A 17216-nucleotide genomic window follows, 5' to 3' on the forward strand; every position below is an offset into this window, starting at 1 on the left:
GCCTCAGTGCTGGGTGTCTTGACGCTCGACAGTGAAGAAAAAGTCGTCTGGATGGTCTTGAAAAACCACGTCATTAGGCACGGTTTCAGGGCCGCCTAGAAACACGTTGGCCCCGAAGTGTCTGTGCAGCCGGCCCAGACGTTCCATGCGTGGGCTGGTGATTTCGGTGTAGAACTTTTCGAAAGTATCCGACTTTCGGAGCGCTTTAATTTTGTCGCGGTGCGCATGAACGCATGCGACGTGCTGCGCCGAAATTTCGGGGTCCGACAGCATCTGCGCAAGCTCCGCTTTGAGGCGGGGCACCATGCGCAGGATTGAGGTGTCTTCCTCTTCGTTGTTATTCATTCGGAACCAATAGGCGAGGCCCTGATCGCGATCGACATGATTGACGCGGCCGCGGTCGCGTTTGACCAAAAAGCTTTCAGCGGATCGCACCGCATAGTGGTTCAAGGATACCAGATCATACCCATAGGTATCGGACGTTGAGCGCCATGCGTTGCGAAAACTGTCCTGTGGCATCGGGCGGCCCGAGCCGTTCACCCACCGCAAATTGTCTTTGAGTTGTGGCCGCAATCCTTTGGGGCGGTGAACACCAAGCTTTTTGAAAATACCGTCTTGGCGAAAAAGGGTTTTGAATCCCCACGCTTGGTGCGGTTTATTGGCAAATTCGCGCGCACATCTGGTGTAGTTTTCGGTAAGTAGATGATCCTCAAATTCATGGATTTCAGCGTTGCCAAACAAGCGCCATGTCATGCTGATCATGTTCGCATCAGGCACCGCGTCAAACAACGCGCCAAGTGTGCCGTCACCGGTGTGAACACAAATGAACTCGTCCACATCCATTGATACGGCCCACGCAGAGTTTTGAACAATCGCTTCTTTTTCCGATGCAGCAAGGGCCGCGTGCTGTGGCTTTAGATCAGTGCCCTTGAACGGATTTTCGCGGTGCTGCAGATAGCCCTTTGCTTGGAGCAGATCCAGAAATGTGTCCGTTCCATCATCACAATTGTTGGTGTAGACAATGAAATTCTCAACGCCGATTGCGCGGTGATAAGCGATCCATTCAAGAATAAATGGCCCTTCGTTTTTCATGCAGGTTACGATCACCGTAGATCGATCGTTCGGATCCCTCTTACGCAGTTTTTCGGCAGGGACGCGGACAGGGGACGCCCCCCAAGCCTGCCGTGATAAAGCCAATAAATGTGGGTCTTCAACCAGCGAGGTTTTGGGCACGATCGCGCTGATGTTTTGGTGACGATGGCGCATATTCATGCAATTGTAATAGAGCATCGCCTGCGCGGGGTCTGCATCTGCGCCGACAACGCGGATCATCCGCCAGACTGTATCGGGACCGGTTATTGATGGCGCGACACACCAGCGTTTCTTGGCTTTGTTGGTATCAAATTGCACGCAGGTATGATCGCTAAAATGGGGGGCGTTGCCCTGGCGAACCCGCCACGGAAAACATCGCCGCCCCGCCAAGGTAATGACACCACCTTGCGCTGATACGGTCGCGTCGAAAATGTTCTTGCCATCAACGGGCGCTAGCAGATCGCAAACTTCAATGTTTGCGACAGCCCGTGCATTGGCCAGAAAGCGTATCTTGGCTATTTCATAGATCAACAGCTCTCCAAGTGGGCTATCCCAAGGCGACGGCGGCGGAACTTTCATCCGGTCTTTGCCAGGGGCCGTTGGCGCGCAATAAGGGTGAGTTTCTGACGGCAGGGTCGCGTCACCCAAAGGCAGCGGGCTGCGTAGGATCACAATGCGGATCAAACCCACTACTGAGCGCAAAGCGTCATCAAGAAGTGGGTCATTGGGCGCGCGGTCAACGATCAGGGCCGCTTGTGCGCCGTGGTGTTCATGGTGATAGGTAAGCCAGTCGACTACGTCTTGCGGGCTTTCGCCGTTGCGTACTGAAAGCAATGTATTGAGGCCATCAAAGAGATCAGTTTCAACTTTAGATGGCGTGAAACGTGGTGAGCCCAACAGGGGTAGGGTGTTGCTATAGCTGGTGCCGCGCACCAACAGCCCTTCGCCTATGCTGCGCACTTCGTCGATAGGATACTCAGGCGTTGAAATCACGGTTTCCACGTTGGTGCCGCGGGCGAGATACGTGCGAGAAACACCATCGTCGATCACTTGATCCAACACGCGAACAGTCCCGCTTGGTATAGGAACATCCGTCACGGGTAGGGTGCGAAACAGAAGGTCAGTCATTTTGATAGGCCTGCTGTAAACGGTGTAAATGGGCTTGTGCCATTTCGGCCGTCGGTGCTGATGAACTGCCCGCAAGCATCAACTGCCAATATCGTTGCACTGCGTCCGCGTCCTGCATCAATTTCTCAAAAGTACGCCGGTGCCAATTTTGTGCACGCGTCTCTATGTTCGAAATCTCTGGGGTCTCAATTGCGCTTCTGTCTGGAGGCGGAAGTGGATCATGGGTTTCGTCGTTCCAATTGCGGCTGACCCAATAACCAACATCAATATCACGCTCCATCTTGTTTGGCAGGCCGCGTTGCGCCTTGAGCATGAACTCTGCGGTTGAGCGAATTGAATAATGGTTCAGTTGCACAAGCGGGCGCGGGCAATCGTTGCCGAATAAATTGATCCTTCCGTTTGATGTTACGAATTGATTGGGCAACGGGTTTAGGCCGTTGTCTACCCATGTCGCAGTCTTGTTTTTGATCGGTTTGGGCCGGTGGATGCCCGCCTCACGAAAAGCACTGCGCCGGAAGAGAGTTTTGAAAAAATGTGCAAGAGGTAGCGCGATGTCGCGCGGTGCGGATTGCGTAAAGCGGGTCGTTACCGGTTCAAACGATATGTCGTGCCGCCCTGCGTTTCCAAACAGGCGCCAAGGCATGGCGATTGCGTCCGCACCGTCTGCGCGTTGGATCAAATCCCGCAGGTTTGTGACCCCTTTGGAAAGGCAGACATACTCATCAACGTCGATGAACATGATCCAGTCGGCAGCATGATACGCAGGGTCCTGTGCGGCGGTTTTCAGCGCTTGCCATTGAAGTGTTCGCACGCCCTCGTGTGTTTGTCGGTGATGGGTCAGCCAATCCTGAGTGGCACATGCATCAAGAAGCTGATCCGTGCCATCGTCGCAATCGTTTGAGAACGCCAGAACGTGGTCAATCCCAATGGCGCGCAGATGTGCCAGCCAGTCAACAAGGTACGGCCCCTCGTTCTTGACGCATGTAATTGCGAGTATGTTCATAGAATGCCTTCGTGGCTTGCTGCTCGTTACTGCCATGATGATAGCGAACCTTGCTGCAAAACGACAACCTTTGTTCCTTAAAATGCCAGCTAAATGCCTTGCTTTGGTAACAAACAGTTGGTGAAGTGGCGGTAGTTGATGAGTACCCACGTATGAAAAGCGCCACAGGGGCGCTGGCTTCAGTGGGCGAGGTGGTGTGATGTCCAAACTTCCTAAAATAGCCAGCCTGTGGATTGGCGGCCGTCTTTCATGGCTTGAACAGCTGTGCCTGAAAAGCTTTGCAGATGCGGGGCATGAGACTACTTTATATAGTTACAGCCCCATTGAGAACGTGCCCGACGGTGTGAAGGCTGCCGATGCGGAAGAAATTTTCCCGGCTGAGCCGATGTACCGCCATGCGCGCACAGGATCCCCCGCGATCCATGCGGATTTGTGGCGGCTGAATATGATTAAGCAAACCGGTCAAGTGTGGGTTGACGCGGATATGTATTGCTGGCGTCCTTTTGACATTGCGGGCGGGCATATTTTTGGCTGGGAGAAGCCCAATCTTGTGTGCAACGCGGTGTTGGGCCTGCCGCAAGACAGCCCCGCGCTTGATCTGATGTTGGCGTTTTTCAAAGATGAATATGCGATTGGTCCGTGGCTTAAGCCGTGGCAGCAAAAAGAGTTGCAGGCAGAAAAAGATGCGGGCCGACCTGTTCATATGACAGAACAAAATTGGGGCTTTACCGGACCTGCGGCAGTGACATATTTCCTCAACCAGACCGGTGAAATTGACAAAGCCCAGCCTGAGACAGGCTTTTATCCAATCAGTTTTCCGGATCGAAATCATATGATCATGTCGCGGTTCAATATTGAAGAGCGTCTCACAGAAGGTACTTACGGGGTGCACTTTTGGGCCCGCCGTATGAAGCCACGGCTTGAGGAAAAAGAGGGTGGCATTCCCCGCAGGGGAAGCTTTATGGCGGGTTTGATCGACAAGCATGCGATCAAACCGGATGACGCGCCAATCCCAACGAAGATTGTGACTGCACCGGCCATCGCGAGCGACCCTGATGGATGTGCACAGATTGCTTTGGCTGCACTTGCCAAAGATGCCTCAATCGATGCGCTAAGTCGTAAATACCGCGTTGAAAAGTCCTTCATCAAAGAATGCCGAGACACGCTTGTGCGCGGCGCGCCATCACTTTTCAAAACGGGATCGTGATAATGGCGGATGATTTGAAGCCGCCGCAAGAACCTGAAGTAAGCAAAGGTGATTGGCGCGCAGAGCTGGCGCGTGTGGGTGAGCAACGTGGTTTTTACGAAGAGATCGGTGCTGAGCATACCAGCCTGTTTGTTCGTGGCGAAGGTGCAGGGGCCAAGACGTTAATCGTTACTTTCGAAAACCTTGACCATGTATTTGAAGGCGCCGATGACCGCATGCCATGGGGCTATGATTTTGTGACATCACGGGGGTGGTCGATGCTTGGGATGATGGCCCATAGTTGGACATGGTACCGCGATGAGCATGTGTTTGACTTCTTTGACCGACTTCAGGCCGAAGGCTTTTTCGAACAGTTCGATAATGTCGTGTTTTACGGCGCATCCATGGGGGCCTATGCTGCATCGGTGTTTTGCGCGGCCGCGCCGGGCTCAACAGCGATTTTGCTCAGCCCACAAGCAACGCTGTCGCGCGATGTTGCGCCGTGGGAAACGCGGTACCGTAAAGCATGGGCACGCAGCTATTCCGGGCGGTACGCCTATGGTCCGGATCAAGTAGAAAATGCGAACCGTGTGCATCTTTTTTATGACCCCCGAGAACCGCTTGATGCGATGCATGCGGCACTTTTTCAGGGGCGCAACATCACCAAGTACCACTGTCGGTTCATGGGTCATCGTATCGCGTCACTTTGGATGCGGATGGGTGTTTTGAAGCAGGTTGTGATGGGCTGTGTAGACGGCACGATGAACCGGCAAATGTTTTATAAATTGATGCGCGCCCGCCTGCTGACTGTGCGGTACCAACAAGAGATGCTGCGGCGTTTGCAAAAGCTTGACCGGCCTTGGCTCATCGCAAATTACACCCGTGCAGTGCTTAATACCCGCAGAGGCCCCAAGTTTCGCCGCGCGCTTGCAAAGGCCGAAGCGCAGCTGACTGCCCAAAAACAAGGCAAATAATCCTGCTTTACGCTTTGGTCCAAAAAGCTTGGACCTATCGTAAGCTTGCCTGTTGCCAAATGCGGGCAAACAAGTTTCACTCTTACTTCGTCGTCATTGACATGACCGTTTTTGGGAGGAAACAAGATGAATAAATTACTACAACGTACCGCGATCGCAGCCCTGTCACTGGCATTTGCTGGTGAGGCTCTTGCGACTGAATGGAATGTCTCGCTGTGGGGTAAACGCCGCGCCTTTACCGAGCATGTCGAAAAGCTTGCTGAATTAGTAAGCGAGAAAACCGGCGGTGAGTTTACACTCAACATCAGCTACGGTGGCTTGTCTAAGAACCGCGAAAACCTTGACGGCATCAGCATCGGTGCATTCGAAATGGCGCAATTCTGTGCCGGCTATCACCGCGATAAAAACCCATCGATCACTGTTTTGGAATTGCCGTTTCTGGGCGTAAGTAGCCTTGAGCAAGAGCGCGAAATTTCGCAAGCGCTCTATCAACAGCCTGCGGTCCAAGAGGATTTGGCCCGTTGGAATGCGACCCTTTTGATGCCCTCGCCACTGCCACAGTACAACATTGTGGGTGTCGGTGATGCGCCAACAACACTTGCGGCCTATGAAGGTCTGAGTGTTCGCGCCACGGGCGGGATCGGCAAAGCCATGGAAGCCGTTGGTGCTGTGCCCACATCTATGTCAGCGACCGAAGTGCGTCAGGCCATGGACAGCGGCGTCGTCAAGGCGGTCAGCTTTGCGCCCCACGCGCATATGTCATTTGGCACCATTGAAAACGCCAAGTGGTGGACCACAAACCTGAACCCCGGCACAGTTAACTGCCCAGTGGTTGCAAATACCGATGCGCTGAATGATTTGTCTGATGCGCACCGCGCGGCACTTTTGGGCTCGATCGACGAGGCGCTTGATCACTACATCGCCACATACAACGGTGCGACAATGGACGCTTGGGGTCCTGCCTTGGATGAGCGCGGCATCGAGCGCGTGACCTATTCCGACAGCGAATTGGCGGCGTTCAAAGACAAAGTGGCAGGCCCCGCGGCGGCAGCTTGGGTTGCGGATAACACCGCCAAAGGCTTGCCCGCGCAGGAGTTGCTCGACTTTGTGTCAGGCATGATTTCAAGCGGTAGCTAAGCGCGAAGTATGAGCTAAGCACCTCGCGCAGAATACCCGCGCGGGGTGCATTTTTGCCGGACATTACAGCTGGCAGTTATTTCAAGAATTTTATCCGCTGAGGGAGATACCGATGGCTGGCGCAGCAAATGTGACAACCGACACTTCCGTTTTGAGCCGCCTTGATCAGCAGCTTTTGAAAGTTGAGCGGGTCTTGGCCTTGTGCAGCGGTCTGGCCGTATTTGGCCTTATGGTGCTGGCTGTTGTTTCGGTCAGCGGACGGAATTTCTTCAATGCGCCCGTACCGGGCTACGTTGATTATATTGAGCAAGCCATGCCGCTAATCGCGTTCATGGGGGTCGCCTACACACAGCGCGACGGCGGCCACATCCGGATGGATATGTTGGTCGGCGCGTTGAAGGGGCGGCTTCTTTATGCGGTTGAGTTAATCACGACGCTACTGATTTTTATCCTGATGGTCCTGTTGGTTTGGGGCACTTGGGCGCACTTCCAACGCAGTTTTGATTTCGGATCCCCGATGTGGAGCCGCGACAGCTCAATGGATATTGCGCTCCCTATTTGGCCTGCGAAACTTTTGGCGCCGGTTGCCTTTTCGGTTCTGTCAGTGCGTTTGGCGCTTCAGGTGTGGGGGTATGGCCGCGCGGTTGTGACAGGGCACGCGGTGGCGGTGCCACTTCCGATTGATGCGGCGACGGCTGCCGCACTTGAAGCAAAAGCCGTTGAGGCGAACGACCGTAAGGAGGCCGCACATGGAATCGATTGAGATCGGCCTTTGGGTCACGGGTGCAATGCTGGTGGTGGTACTGCTTGGCATGCGGGTTGCGTTTGCTGCTGCCATGGCGGGCATGGTTGGGCTTGTTTGGATATTCTGGGCCAAGAAAGGCATGGCGCCAGATCAATTCATGTGGGCGTTGCAGGTTGCTGCCAAAACTGCGGGTCAAGTGCCGCATTCAAAAGTCAGCTCGCAGGCGCTTAGCCTCATTCCTACATTCATCATGATTGGCTATTTGGCGTATCACGCAGGCCTTACCAAGGCGCTTTTTGAGGCAGCCAAGCGGTGGATCGCATGGGTGCCCGGTGGCCTAGCCGTGTCCACCATCTTTGCCACAGCTGGCTTTGCTGCCGTATCTGGTGCGTCGGTTGCGACTGCGGCGGTTTTTGCGCGGATCGCCATCCCAGAAATGCTCAAAATCGGTTATGACAAACGTTTTGCTGCTGGTGTGGTGGCTGCGGGTGGCACGTTGGCCAGCCTCATTCCGCCTTCCGCCATTTTGGTGATTTACGCGATTATTGTTGAACAGGACGTAGGTAAGTTGTTACTTGCAGGCTTTATCCCCGGCGTCTTTAGCGCGATTGTATATGCTATTTTGATCATCGGTATGGCGCTAACGATCAAAGGGTTCGGCCCGCCAGTACGCGGCTTTACGTGGGGCCAGCGTTTTGCGTCATTGCCACCGGCCTTGCCGATTATCTTCGTCGTCGTGATCATCATTATGTTCGTCTACAACCCGTTCGGCGGCGATGCTTGGGGGACGCCAACCGAAGGCGGTGCAATTGGCGCGTTTGTTGTGTTCCTCATGGCCGTTTATCGCGGGATGCGCTGGCCCGAGTTGAAGGCGGCGCTGTTGGAAACGGCAAAGCTGAGCGTGATGATCTTTACCATTATTTGGGGCGTTTTGATCTATGTCCGCTTTCTTGGGTTTGCGGATTTGCCCGGCGCGTTTGCGGACTGGATTACCAGTTTGCCTTACGAGCCGATGGCGATTTTGATCTGTATTTTGCTGGCCTATGCGGTGTTGGGCATGTTCATGGATGCGATCGGGATGCTTTTGTTGACGCTGCCCGTTGTTTATCCAGCTGTGATGGCCCTGAACGGCGGCGAAGCGGTTTCTGCAGCTGACAGTGCGTTTGGCATGTCTGGGCCGATGTGCGCGATTTGGTTCGGAATTTTGGTGGTGAAAATGGCCGAATTTTGCCTGATCACGCCGCCCATTGGTTTGAACTGCTTTGTGGTTGCGGGAGTGCGTGACGACATCAGCGTGCAAGATGTTTTCAAGGGCGTTACCCCGTTCTTCATCGCTGATGCCATCACAATTGGCTTGCTGGTCACCTTCCCGTGGATTGTGCTGTGGCTGCCTTCATTGGCATAGGGTCACGGGGCAAATGCCTTAGAGCCCTTCGCTAATTTGAAGTGCCTTCAAAGCAGCTCGCCATTGCATCCGCGATGTTGGCGATAAGGTCCGTATAGGCCATTTCAGGTGTGCCGAGCGGATCAGCTGTAGCAAAGCGTACCTCAAGCCCTTCCGTGGCCACGCCAAGCAAACGCGTATCTGCTGCGGGTTCCGCGAAGGTGCATGTGACGTTTGCTTCGGTGAGTGTTGCACGCAGGCTCGCAATATGTGCGGGACTTGGGCTTTGCGCATCGGTCAGGGTGATTGCTCCGGCGGGTTCAAGGCCAAACCGAGTTTCAAAATACGCAAATGCGTCGTGCAAAACAGCGTAAGGTGCGTCTTTGTGCGGGGCCATTCTGAAGTCAATTGCTGACATGGTTTGCACTATTTCAGCCGCCGTCGTTGCCGCGTTTTGCTCGTAAGTTGCTTGGTTTTCGGGATCCACCTTCGACAGAGCCGCCGCAATTACATCTAACCACGCAATGGCATTGCTTGGGTCAAGCCACGCGTGTGGGTCAACAAGATTGCCCTGTGCATCTGTGTGATTGTGCTCGTCATGGCCATGGTCGTCTTGTTCTTTTTCGTGCTCATGCTCGTCGTGATCGTGGTCTTTATGTTCATCATGGCCATGGTCGTCATGTTCTTCCTCATGATCGTGCTCGTCATGGGCATGCTCTTTTTCGTGCTCATGATCATCATGTTCGTCGTGTTTGTCCGCGCCGTGATCATGATGCTCGTGCCCAAGATCACGCGGCTCGATCAGTTTTGTCGCTTCCGCATTCAAAAGGGATACATGCTCTGCGTTTTTGCTGAGTGTCTCAAGGGGTGCCTCTAGCCACGGGGTAAGTGCACCGCCGATCCAGAACACTACATCCGCATCGCGTAATGCGCGGGCATCGGACGGGCGCAGGGCGTAATCATGTGGCGATGCGCCGGGTTTGATCAAGTTGCGCGGTGTGCCCAAATCACCCATCACATGTGCGGCAAGGCTTGCGACAGGGGCGATGTCGGTGACCACGTTTGGCGTTTGTGCAGCAGCAGGAAGCGCTGCCAGTGTGGTGGTTGTCAGCAGGGCTGTGAAACGGGAAGAAAACATGAGAAGGACCTTGGGAGTGTTATAATATCACGCGGGTTGATATATGTTATAGTATATCATAACAAGTCCAAAATGCGTCGGACTTTGCGGCGTGTTGCAGGAGGTGCGCTGATGCAGCCAATCGGATTTAAATCCCATGATCACGGAACGTGCATCGCGCACAGCGTGACATCTGTGCAAAAGCAATGCGCTGAGCGGGGCCTTCAACTCACGCCCGTACGTCAACGTGTGCTGGAAATCTTGTTGGCAAAACATCAAGCCATGGGCGCATATGATATTCTCGCCGTTCTCAAAGCTGAAGGTTTTAGTGCGCAGCCACCAGTTGCGTATCGCGCGCTCGACTTTCTTGTAGGCAATGGCTTTGCTCATAAGATCGAACGATTAAACGCGTTTGTCGCCTGTTCGCACCCGTCGTCCGAACATGTTCCGGCATTTTTGATTTGCCGTGTTTGCGAAAACGTCGCCGAAGGAATTGCGAACTTGTCCGAGGATACCGTTGCGGCATCTGCAAGAGATGCTGGATTTATCATTGAACGCGCAGTAGTCGAGGCCGAAGGCGTTTGCCCAAACTGTGACGGAGCGCAACCGTGAAGACTTTGCTTGAAGCCCGCGATGTAGATGTTCGCATCGGCGCATTACGCGTTCTGGACCGTGTGAACTTTCGTCTTGAGGCGGGCGAAATCGTCACAATTGTAGGACCCAACGGCTCTGGCAAGTCGACATTTCTGCGCACACTGATTGGGGCGCATCAGCCGACGTCTGGCACAGTTACCCGCGCTGATGGCTTGCGCATCGGCTATATCCCGCAAAAACTACAGATCGACAGCACGCTGCCCATCACCGTTGCGCGATTCTTGAACCTGCCTTCGCGGGTTGGGGCCACCAAAGTGCGTGAAGCACTGGCTCAGGCGGGTGTGAGCGATTTGGCACAACGGCCGATGGTGGGTTTGTCCGGCGGTCAGTTTCAACGGGTCTTGTTGGCGCGTGCGCTTTTGGCGTCACCTGACGTGTTGGTCCTTGATGAGGCAACTCAGGGGCTTGATCAAACGGGGTCGGCGTCATTCTACCGCCAGATTGAAGAGGTGCGTCAAACCCTCGGATGCGCTGTGTTGATGGTCAGCCATGAGTTGCATGTTGTCATGGCCGCCTCGGACCGCGTGATTTGCCTGAATGGCCATGTGTGTTGCGAAGGCGCACCAGAACACGTGGCCTCAGCGCCAGAATACCGCGCACTTTTCGGCACAGGCACCCAAGGTGCACTGGCTCTTTATCGCCACGATCATGACCACGCGCATGATGAGGCCGGAAACTGTGTTCACGACCATCACGAGGCCCAGGGATGAGCTACCTAGATGACTTTTTGGTTCGCGCAGCACTTGCTGGGATTGGTGTTGCGCTGGCGGCAGGGCCGCTTGGATGTTTTGTCGTATGGCGCCGCATGGCCTACATTGGTGACGCGACAGCGCATGCAGCCATCCTTGGGGTGGCGCTTGCACTTGCGTTGAGTATTTCGGTCTCTGCTGGGATCATGGTGGTTTGCCTTCTCATGGCCACAGCTGTTTCAGGGATGAGCGGCAGAGGGCTGTCTGGGGATGCGCTTCTTGGCGTGATGGCCCACGGCACTTTGGCGTTCGGGTTGGTTGGGGTGTCGTTCCTGCAAGGTAATCGCATTGATCTGAACAGCTATCTTTTCGGTGATATTCTTGCTGTCAGCCCAACTGATCTTGGAGTGATTTGGGGTGGCGTGCTTATCATCTTGGGACTGCTCTGGTGGCGCTGGTCCGCGCTGCTGACATCAACCATGAGCGAAGATTTGGCGTTTGCGGCGGGTATCAATCCGCGCCGCGAGCAGTTTGTTTTGACGGTCGCCTTGGCATTAGTTGTAGCGGTGGCAATCAAAGTTGTCGGCGCGCTGTTGATTGCGGCCTTGCTCATCATTCCGGCGGCAACCGCACGTGCACTTGCCCGTAGTCCGGAAACCATGGCCGTTTTGGCGGCCTTAATTGGGGCGGCAAGCGCGCTTGGTGGTTTGGGGGCTGCGTTCGCTTTTGATACACCAACGGGTCCAACCATCGTCAGCCTTGCTGCGGTCTTCTTTAGCGTGTCGGCGATGACCCGTTTGGCATGGGGCGTGCGGGGGACTTAGTCGTCCCAGCTGATGTCAAACTTTGTGACGACTTGTGCAATTTGATCAGTCGTAAGGCCGTTTGGGTGCATGCCGCGCGTCATCATCGCAAGCCGCGCGCCGTCTTCCAATTCTTCGATCGCGTTGCAGGCCGCTTCAACGTCTTTGCCAGCCACCACAGGGCCGTGATTGGCCAGCATGACTGCACTTCGCTTGCCTGCTAAGCTGCGCACCGCTTCGCCCATGGCGGGATCGCCGGGAAGGAAAAATGGTAAAAGTTTGACGCGGCCCAGTTTCATAATACCGTAGGGCGTCAGTGGTGGGATGAAATTATCTGTGTCTGCGTCAGGCATCATCGAAAGGGCGACGGAATGGCATGAATGCAAATGCACCACGGCGCCTGCAGTGCTGCGCGTGTCATAAAATGCAGTATGCAAAGGCATTTCTTTGGTGGGGCTGTCACCGCCAACATGGTGCCCGTTCACGTCGAAACGGCTAAGCCGTGCGGGATCAAGGCGACCAAAACTTGTACCCGTGGGAGACACCAAAAGGCCACCGTCTTCGGTACGCGCAGAAATATTGCCGGTGCTGCCATGCGTCAGACCGCGATCAAAGAGCGATTTAGCGAGCATGCAGATTTGCTCTCTGAGGTGGGTGTCACTCATGCCGAGCCACCCAAGACGCCCGCCGCTTTTTCAAAGAAATCAGGTGCACCAAAATTGCCGGACTTAAGCGCGAGCGTCAGGTCTTTGCTGGTGCGCAATGCGGGTACACCGGGGTCAATTTCAGGGCCGATTTCAAGCTGGGCAAGCTTTAGGCCTTCTACAACCGCGCCTGATGTCTCACCGCCCGCGGTTAACAAGCGGGTCACACCGCCCGCAACCAGCATGGCCGCAACATCAGAAAAGAGCGTTTCAATGGCCTGCGATGACTGCTCAAGGCCATATTCACTTTGGACCGACTTAATGACCTCAGGATCAGCCGAACTGTACGCGAGCGGGATGCCATCAGCCTGCAGCGCCCATGACGTGATGTCTTGGGCGGTTTGGCGGCCCTCGATCACATCGGCAGCAATAATCTCAAGGCTGGGGTGTTTTTCTTTGTGGCGTGCCACTTGCTCGCGGGTCGCGACCGAGCATGATCCAGACAGGGCCACACATTTGCCGTCCTGACCGGCCCAGTTGGGGCGGCTTGGGCTGCAGCCAAAATTCGCAGGTAGACCAAGCGCCACGCCAGACCCACCCGTAACTAGCGGCAGATCGGCGGCAGCTTTGCCGATGGCCATTAGATCTTCGTCGCGGATTGCATCAACAATGATGTGGGTTTTCCCAAGGGCGTGCTGCGCGTCAAGCTCGGCTGAAATCGCGTCAGCGCCCGCGAACACTGTTGGCGCTACAACATGCCCGACCGAATGGTGAGTTTGCAAGCCCAACCAACGGCGCAGATCAGGGTCAGTCATTGGCGTGAGAGGGTGATGGCGCATGCCACTATCACTTAGTAGCTGATCTTGGACAAACAGATGCCCCTGATAAACTGAGCGGCCCGTTGTTGGAAAAGCAGGGCAGGCGATCACGCGTGTGGCGTTAAGCCGCGCGGCTAGTGCATCCATGACAGGACCAATGTTACCGTCGGGCGTGCTGTCAAACGTTGAGCAATATTTGAAAAATATCTGCGTGCAACCTTGGGCCAACAACCAATCAAGCGCCGCAAGAGACTGCTCAACAGCTTGGGCCACGAGAACGGATCGTGACTTAAGCGCAACCACACCGGCCTCAACATCAACAGATGCAGGGCCAGATGGAACCCCAGTGTATTGCGTAACGCGCATCCCGCCTTTGGCCAGCGTGTTTGCGAGGTCACTTGATCCAGTAAAATCATCACCAATACAGCCGAGTTTCATGCGCTATCCGCCTGTTCATGTCGTTGACGTAAGGGATAGCGGCTGGTCCGACAGATTGTCTAGGGGTATGTCCCAACACCCTTCGCTGTGAGCGGCAGGCTCTCTTCCGATATGCCTGATTGTATTGCGTTTGACGGAAATAGCAGTATCAGGTATGCACGAAACAATCGAGTAGACCGCATGAGCCAAAACGCCGACGAAAGCCTGCCGACACAAATGGTGGGACCCGCCAGAGATTGGCTTAAAACCTTGGGCAAATACCGCGAACCGGATACGTGGCGCAGCAGCTTTGAAATTGCTGTGACGCTTTGCCCGTTTGTGGTCCTGTGGGCCTGTGCGTGGTGGGCGTTGTCGGTGTCTTGGATCTTGGCGCTTTTCCTTTCGGTCATCAATGCCGCGTTCCTTTTGCGCCTTTTTTGTATCCAGCATGATTGTGGCCACGGTGCGTTTTTCAAAAACCGCGCGGTCAGTGATTGGGTCGGACGCGGTTTGGGTGTTTTGACCCTTACACCCTACGATGTCTGGCGTCGCTCGCATGCAATTCATCACGGCGCTGCTGGTGACTTGGGCCGGCGCGGTATTGGTGATGTGCAAACGCTGACCGTGTCAGAATATCGCGCTTTGTCGTGGGGTGGGCGGTTAAAGTATCGGGCCTACCGAAATCCGATCGTGATGTTTGGTTTGGGGCCTGGCTATTTGTTTTTGCTCCAAAACCGTCTGCCTTTGGGCTTTATGTCACAAGCGCGCTTTTGGGTAAGCGCCATGCTGACAAATGTTGTTATTCTCTGTGCGCTTGGCGCGATCGTTTACTTCAAGGGTCTGCAGCCAATTTTGTTGATCTTTATGCCAACCACATTGGTGGCGGCGACCATTGGTGTTTGGTTGTTTTACGTGCAGCATCAATTTGAGAACACGTATTGGGAAGAAACACCCGACTGGGATTTGCATGACGCAGCTTTTCATGGAAGCTCGCACTATGTGCTGCCGCCTGTGCTGCAATGGCTCACCGCAAATATCGGGATTCATCACATTCACCATCTTTACAGCCGCATTCCATTCTACCGGTTGCCGCAAGTGTTGGTCGACTGCCCTGCTCTTGGGACTATGAACCGGCTGACCATACGCGAGAGCTTTGCCCAAGCGCGGCTGCATCTGTGGGATGAGGAAAGAAAACGTTTGGTCGCATTTTCTCAAATTAGAACACCTGCAACCAGCGCTGTGCCAAGCTAAGCCATTTTTCTCACACTTGCAGGGCGCGCGGCGCAGGCTACCTACGGTCGACACGATCCAAATTGTATCACCGGCTCATGGCCGCTGGAGTAAGAAAACATGATTATTCTTGATGGCGGCATGGGGCAGGAACTTGTCAAACGTGCCGGGCGGGCAACAGACCTGTGGTCGATGCAGGCGCTGTTGGATGCGCCGCAGACGGTTCGTGAGGTGCATGACGAGTATTTTGCTGCCGGAGCGTCAATTGCTACGACGAATACCTATTCAATACTGCCAGATCGGTTGTTGTCCAAAGGGTTGGGGGATCAATTGACCCCTATGACCAAAACGGCCTGCGAAATGGCTGTGGCTGCACGTGATGCGCACGGATCGGGACTGGTTGCGGGGTCGTTGGGGCCGCAAGGGTTTTCATACCAACCGGACCAATGCCCACCTGCGGAACAGGCGGCCGAGGTTTATGCGGACCTTGCGAGATTGCACGCAAATTATGTGGACTTTCATTTGCTGGAAACGATGTCCTCTGTCGATCAGGCACGCGGCGGGTTGATGGGGGCACAGGTCACTGGGCTGCCTGTTTGGGTCGCGTTCTCAGTCAGTGACGATGACGGCCGTTTGCTGCGCTCTGGAGAGCCTTTGGCAGATGTGTTGCCACTTCTCAAAGAGTATCGCCCCGACGCGGTCTTGATCAATTGCTCATCACCCGAGGCGGTTTCAGACGGTCTGAGCAGTTTGGTAGGTCATGATTTCAAAGTTGGAGCCTACGCAAATGGGTTCACCAAAATTCATGCAGACTTCAATTCGATCAACGCAACAGTTGATTTGTTGGAAGCGCGCACGGATCTGGGGCCAGATGCGTATTTGACGTTTGCAAAAGGTTGGGCCGCAACCGGCGCATCAATCATCGGCGGTTGTTGTGAAGTAGGGCCAAAGCATATCGAGGCACTGGCGGAGTATTTCGCATAAGTGCGGGAACCTTGGCACATTTACGCCAAGGCTGGATTTAATGGTCGAAATGCGGCCCTAGGCGTAGGCCGCGTCAACGATGAACTCGACCTTTAGCTCAGGACGCGCAAGCTTGGCTTCCCCGCACGCGCGTGTAGGTGCATGGCCGGCGGGGACCCAAGCGTTCCATACTTCGTTGAGGCCTGCGAAATCACTCATGTCGGCCAGCCAGATCGTGACACGCAGCATGTCGTTGCGCGATGAACCCGCCTTGATCAACAGCGCGTCGATTTTCTCTAGGCACGCGCGTACTTGCTCTTGGATTGTGTCACCCTCGGCAACCTGACCGGTTAGATACGCCACGCCGTTGTGCTTCACGATTTTGGACGAGCGTTCGCCTGTTTCAATGCGTTCAATCATGGTGGGGCTCCTATGGCAGCAGTGTCTATCGTTCAGGGCATATAATGCGCTTTGGTCAGTGGGGTACAGAGGGGAAGCTGGCGGGGTATAAGTTGGCCTGCCACGACATGTTTGGTCAACACGTTGATTGCCGACCTCATTAGTTACTAGGCTGAAGCTAGACTAGTTTATGGTCGGCTCAAAAGCCGCGCGCAGTATCATAAAAAGGAAATGGTGGACCCTAGCGGGATCGAACCGCTGACCTCCTGCATGCCATGCAGGCGCTCTCCCAGCTGAGCTAAGGGCCCTTTGGTGCGGCTAAGTAGCCGCGTGGTGAGGGGAGTTCAAGAGAAAAACACCCCCCACATTCGCTAATTAATTGTCGTCGTCGCCTTCGGCAGCAACATCGGCGATTTCGTCCAAAGAAACGTTATCTTCGTCGTCATCATCGTCGAGCACATCATCACCCAGATCGACTTCGAGATCATCCTCATCATCGAGTACGAGCTCTTCGCCGTCTGCTTCTGTATCTTCAGCTTTTGCGGCTGCTGGATCAGCTTTGTCGGCGACCATTGTGCGGTTCTTGTTGACATCAACGGTAACTTCTTCACCCGTGTATGGGCTCACGATTGGCGTACGGCCAAGATCGTAGAAGCGTTTACCGGTGGTTGGGCAAAGGCGTTTGACGCCCCATTCGTCCTTAGGCATATCGGATCCCTTGGGTAATCGAGGGTTGAAACTATCTCACAGGCACGCCCTAATGGCATCGCTTGCGATGTGTATCGCTGGCAGGTGCCACACTCAGGCGGCTCTGTCAAAGTGATTCCGTCGCA

Annotated in this window: 17 protein-coding genes and 1 tRNA gene; 10 read left to right on the plus strand and 8 right to left on the minus strand. The window is 54.7% G+C overall.

The window, feature by feature from the left end; genetic code table 11:
- Window positions 1-3: 3 nt before the first annotated feature.
- The gene (locus NeNHUV3_RS09920; protein ID WP_391481173.1) at window positions 4-2220 is read right to left on the minus strand and encodes a glycosyltransferase family 2 protein; all 2217 of its coding nucleotides are present in this window, start codon (window positions 2218-2220) and stop codon (window positions 4-6) included.
- On the minus strand, window positions 2213-3223 hold the full coding sequence (locus NeNHUV3_RS09925; RefSeq protein ID WP_391481174.1) for a glycosyltransferase family 2 protein: 1011 nt from the start codon (window positions 3221-3223) through the stop codon (window positions 2213-2215). The genes NeNHUV3_RS09920 and NeNHUV3_RS09925 overlap by 8 nt, the downstream gene beginning before the upstream one ends.
- Before the next feature lie 199 nt (window positions 3224-3422).
- On the opposite strand from NeNHUV3_RS09925, the gene NeNHUV3_RS09930 reads away from it, so the two are divergent.
- The 5 genes from NeNHUV3_RS09930 (at window position 3423) to NeNHUV3_RS09950 (ending at window position 8670) form a co-directional block, all read left to right on the plus strand.
- Window positions 3423-4430 (plus strand): hypothetical protein, encoded by a 1008-nt coding sequence (locus NeNHUV3_RS09930; RefSeq protein ID WP_391481176.1) that lies wholly within the window; start codon window positions 3423-3425, stop codon window positions 4428-4430.
- Window positions 4431-4432: 2 nt separating this feature from the next.
- On the plus strand, window positions 4433-5383 hold the full coding sequence (locus NeNHUV3_RS09935) for a hypothetical protein (protein ID WP_391481178.1): 951 nt from the start codon (window positions 4433-4435) through the stop codon (window positions 5381-5383).
- A gap of 126 nt (window positions 5384-5509) precedes the next feature.
- Entirely contained in the window at window positions 5510-6520 is a 1011-nt protein-coding gene (gene dctP / locus NeNHUV3_RS09940; protein ID WP_048599216.1) for a TRAP transporter substrate-binding protein DctP, read from the plus strand.
- Between the two features lie 112 nt (window positions 6521-6632).
- A complete protein-coding gene (locus tag NeNHUV3_RS09945) occupies window positions 6633-7283 on the plus strand; it encodes a TRAP transporter small permease subunit (protein ID WP_391481180.1) in 651 nt (216 codons plus the stop codon).
- Window positions 7270-8670: a TRAP transporter large permease gene (locus NeNHUV3_RS09950; RefSeq protein WP_391481182.1), complete on the plus strand. Its 1401-nt coding sequence runs from the start codon at window positions 7270-7272 to the stop codon at window positions 8668-8670. Before NeNHUV3_RS09945 ends, NeNHUV3_RS09950 begins: the two co-directional genes overlap by 14 nt.
- Window positions 8671-8701: 31 nt before the next feature.
- Here NeNHUV3_RS09950 and NeNHUV3_RS09955 read toward each other — a convergent pair whose 3' ends face one another.
- The gene (locus NeNHUV3_RS09955) at window positions 8702-9787 is read right to left on the minus strand and encodes a zinc ABC transporter substrate-binding protein (RefSeq protein WP_391481183.1); all 1086 of its coding nucleotides are present in this window, start codon (window positions 9785-9787) and stop codon (window positions 8702-8704) included.
- Between the two features lie 111 nt (window positions 9788-9898).
- Here NeNHUV3_RS09955 and NeNHUV3_RS09960 point away from each other — a divergent pair, with 111 nt between their 5' ends.
- The 3 genes from NeNHUV3_RS09960 to NeNHUV3_RS09970 are packed head-to-tail and all read left to right on the plus strand — an operon-like array spanning window position 9899 to window position 11933.
- Complete coding sequence (locus tag NeNHUV3_RS09960; protein WP_391483235.1) at window positions 9899-10378, plus strand: transcriptional repressor; 480 nt, start codon at window positions 9899-9901, stop codon at window positions 10376-10378.
- Window positions 10375-11130, plus strand: coding sequence for an ATP-binding cassette domain-containing protein (locus NeNHUV3_RS09965; protein WP_391481185.1), 756 nt, complete (start codon window positions 10375-10377; stop codon window positions 11128-11130). Before NeNHUV3_RS09960 ends, NeNHUV3_RS09965 begins: the two co-directional genes overlap by 4 nt.
- Window positions 11127-11933: a metal ABC transporter permease gene (locus NeNHUV3_RS09970; RefSeq protein ID WP_391481187.1), complete on the plus strand. Its 807-nt coding sequence runs from the start codon at window positions 11127-11129 to the stop codon at window positions 11931-11933. Before NeNHUV3_RS09965 ends, NeNHUV3_RS09970 begins: the two co-directional genes overlap by 4 nt.
- Here NeNHUV3_RS09970 and NeNHUV3_RS09975 read toward each other — a convergent pair.
- Together NeNHUV3_RS09975 and otnK are read right to left on the minus strand one after the other, a co-directional pair.
- The gene (locus NeNHUV3_RS09975; RefSeq protein ID WP_391481189.1) at window positions 11930-12577 is read right to left on the minus strand and encodes an aldolase; all 648 of its coding nucleotides are present in this window, start codon (window positions 12575-12577) and stop codon (window positions 11930-11932) included. The two genes, NeNHUV3_RS09970 and NeNHUV3_RS09975, sit on opposite strands and share 4 nt — an antisense overlap.
- Window positions 12574-13812, minus strand: coding sequence for a 3-oxo-tetronate kinase (gene otnK / locus NeNHUV3_RS09980; RefSeq protein ID WP_391481190.1), 1239 nt, complete (start codon window positions 13810-13812; stop codon window positions 12574-12576). The genes NeNHUV3_RS09975 and otnK overlap by 4 nt, the downstream gene beginning before the upstream one ends.
- 180 nt (window positions 13813-13992) lie before the next feature.
- Here otnK and NeNHUV3_RS09985 point away from each other — a divergent pair, with 180 nt between their 5' ends.
- Both NeNHUV3_RS09985 and NeNHUV3_RS09990 read left to right on the plus strand, forming a co-directional pair.
- A complete protein-coding gene (locus NeNHUV3_RS09985; protein WP_391481192.1) occupies window positions 13993-15042 on the plus strand; it encodes a fatty acid desaturase in 1050 nt (349 codons plus the stop codon).
- A 99-nt stretch (window positions 15043-15141) separates the two neighbouring features.
- Entirely contained in the window at window positions 15142-16005 is an 864-nt protein-coding gene (locus tag NeNHUV3_RS09990) for a homocysteine S-methyltransferase family protein (protein ID WP_391481193.1), read from the plus strand.
- A gap of 57 nt (window positions 16006-16062) precedes the next feature.
- Here NeNHUV3_RS09990 and NeNHUV3_RS09995 read toward each other — a convergent pair whose 3' ends face one another.
- The 3 genes from NeNHUV3_RS09995 to NeNHUV3_RS10005 form a co-directional block, all read right to left on the minus strand.
- Entirely contained in the window at window positions 16063-16404 is a 342-nt protein-coding gene (locus NeNHUV3_RS09995; protein WP_341245800.1) for a RidA family protein, read from the minus strand.
- 211 nt (window positions 16405-16615) lie between these two features.
- A tRNA-Ala gene (locus NeNHUV3_RS10000) sits at window positions 16616-16691 on the minus strand.
- Window positions 16692-16758: 67 nt separating this feature from the next.
- The gene (locus NeNHUV3_RS10005; RefSeq protein ID WP_048599228.1) at window positions 16759-17091 is read right to left on the minus strand and encodes a TIGR02300 family protein; all 333 of its coding nucleotides are present in this window, start codon (window positions 17089-17091) and stop codon (window positions 16759-16761) included.
- Between the last annotated feature and the right edge of the window lie 125 nt (window positions 17092-17216).

Origin of the sequence: Nereida sp. NH-UV-3, assembly GCF_042939535.1 — a bacterium.
GTDB classification, from domain to species: domain Bacteria; phylum Pseudomonadota; class Alphaproteobacteria; order Rhodobacterales; family Rhodobacteraceae; genus Nereida; species Nereida ignava.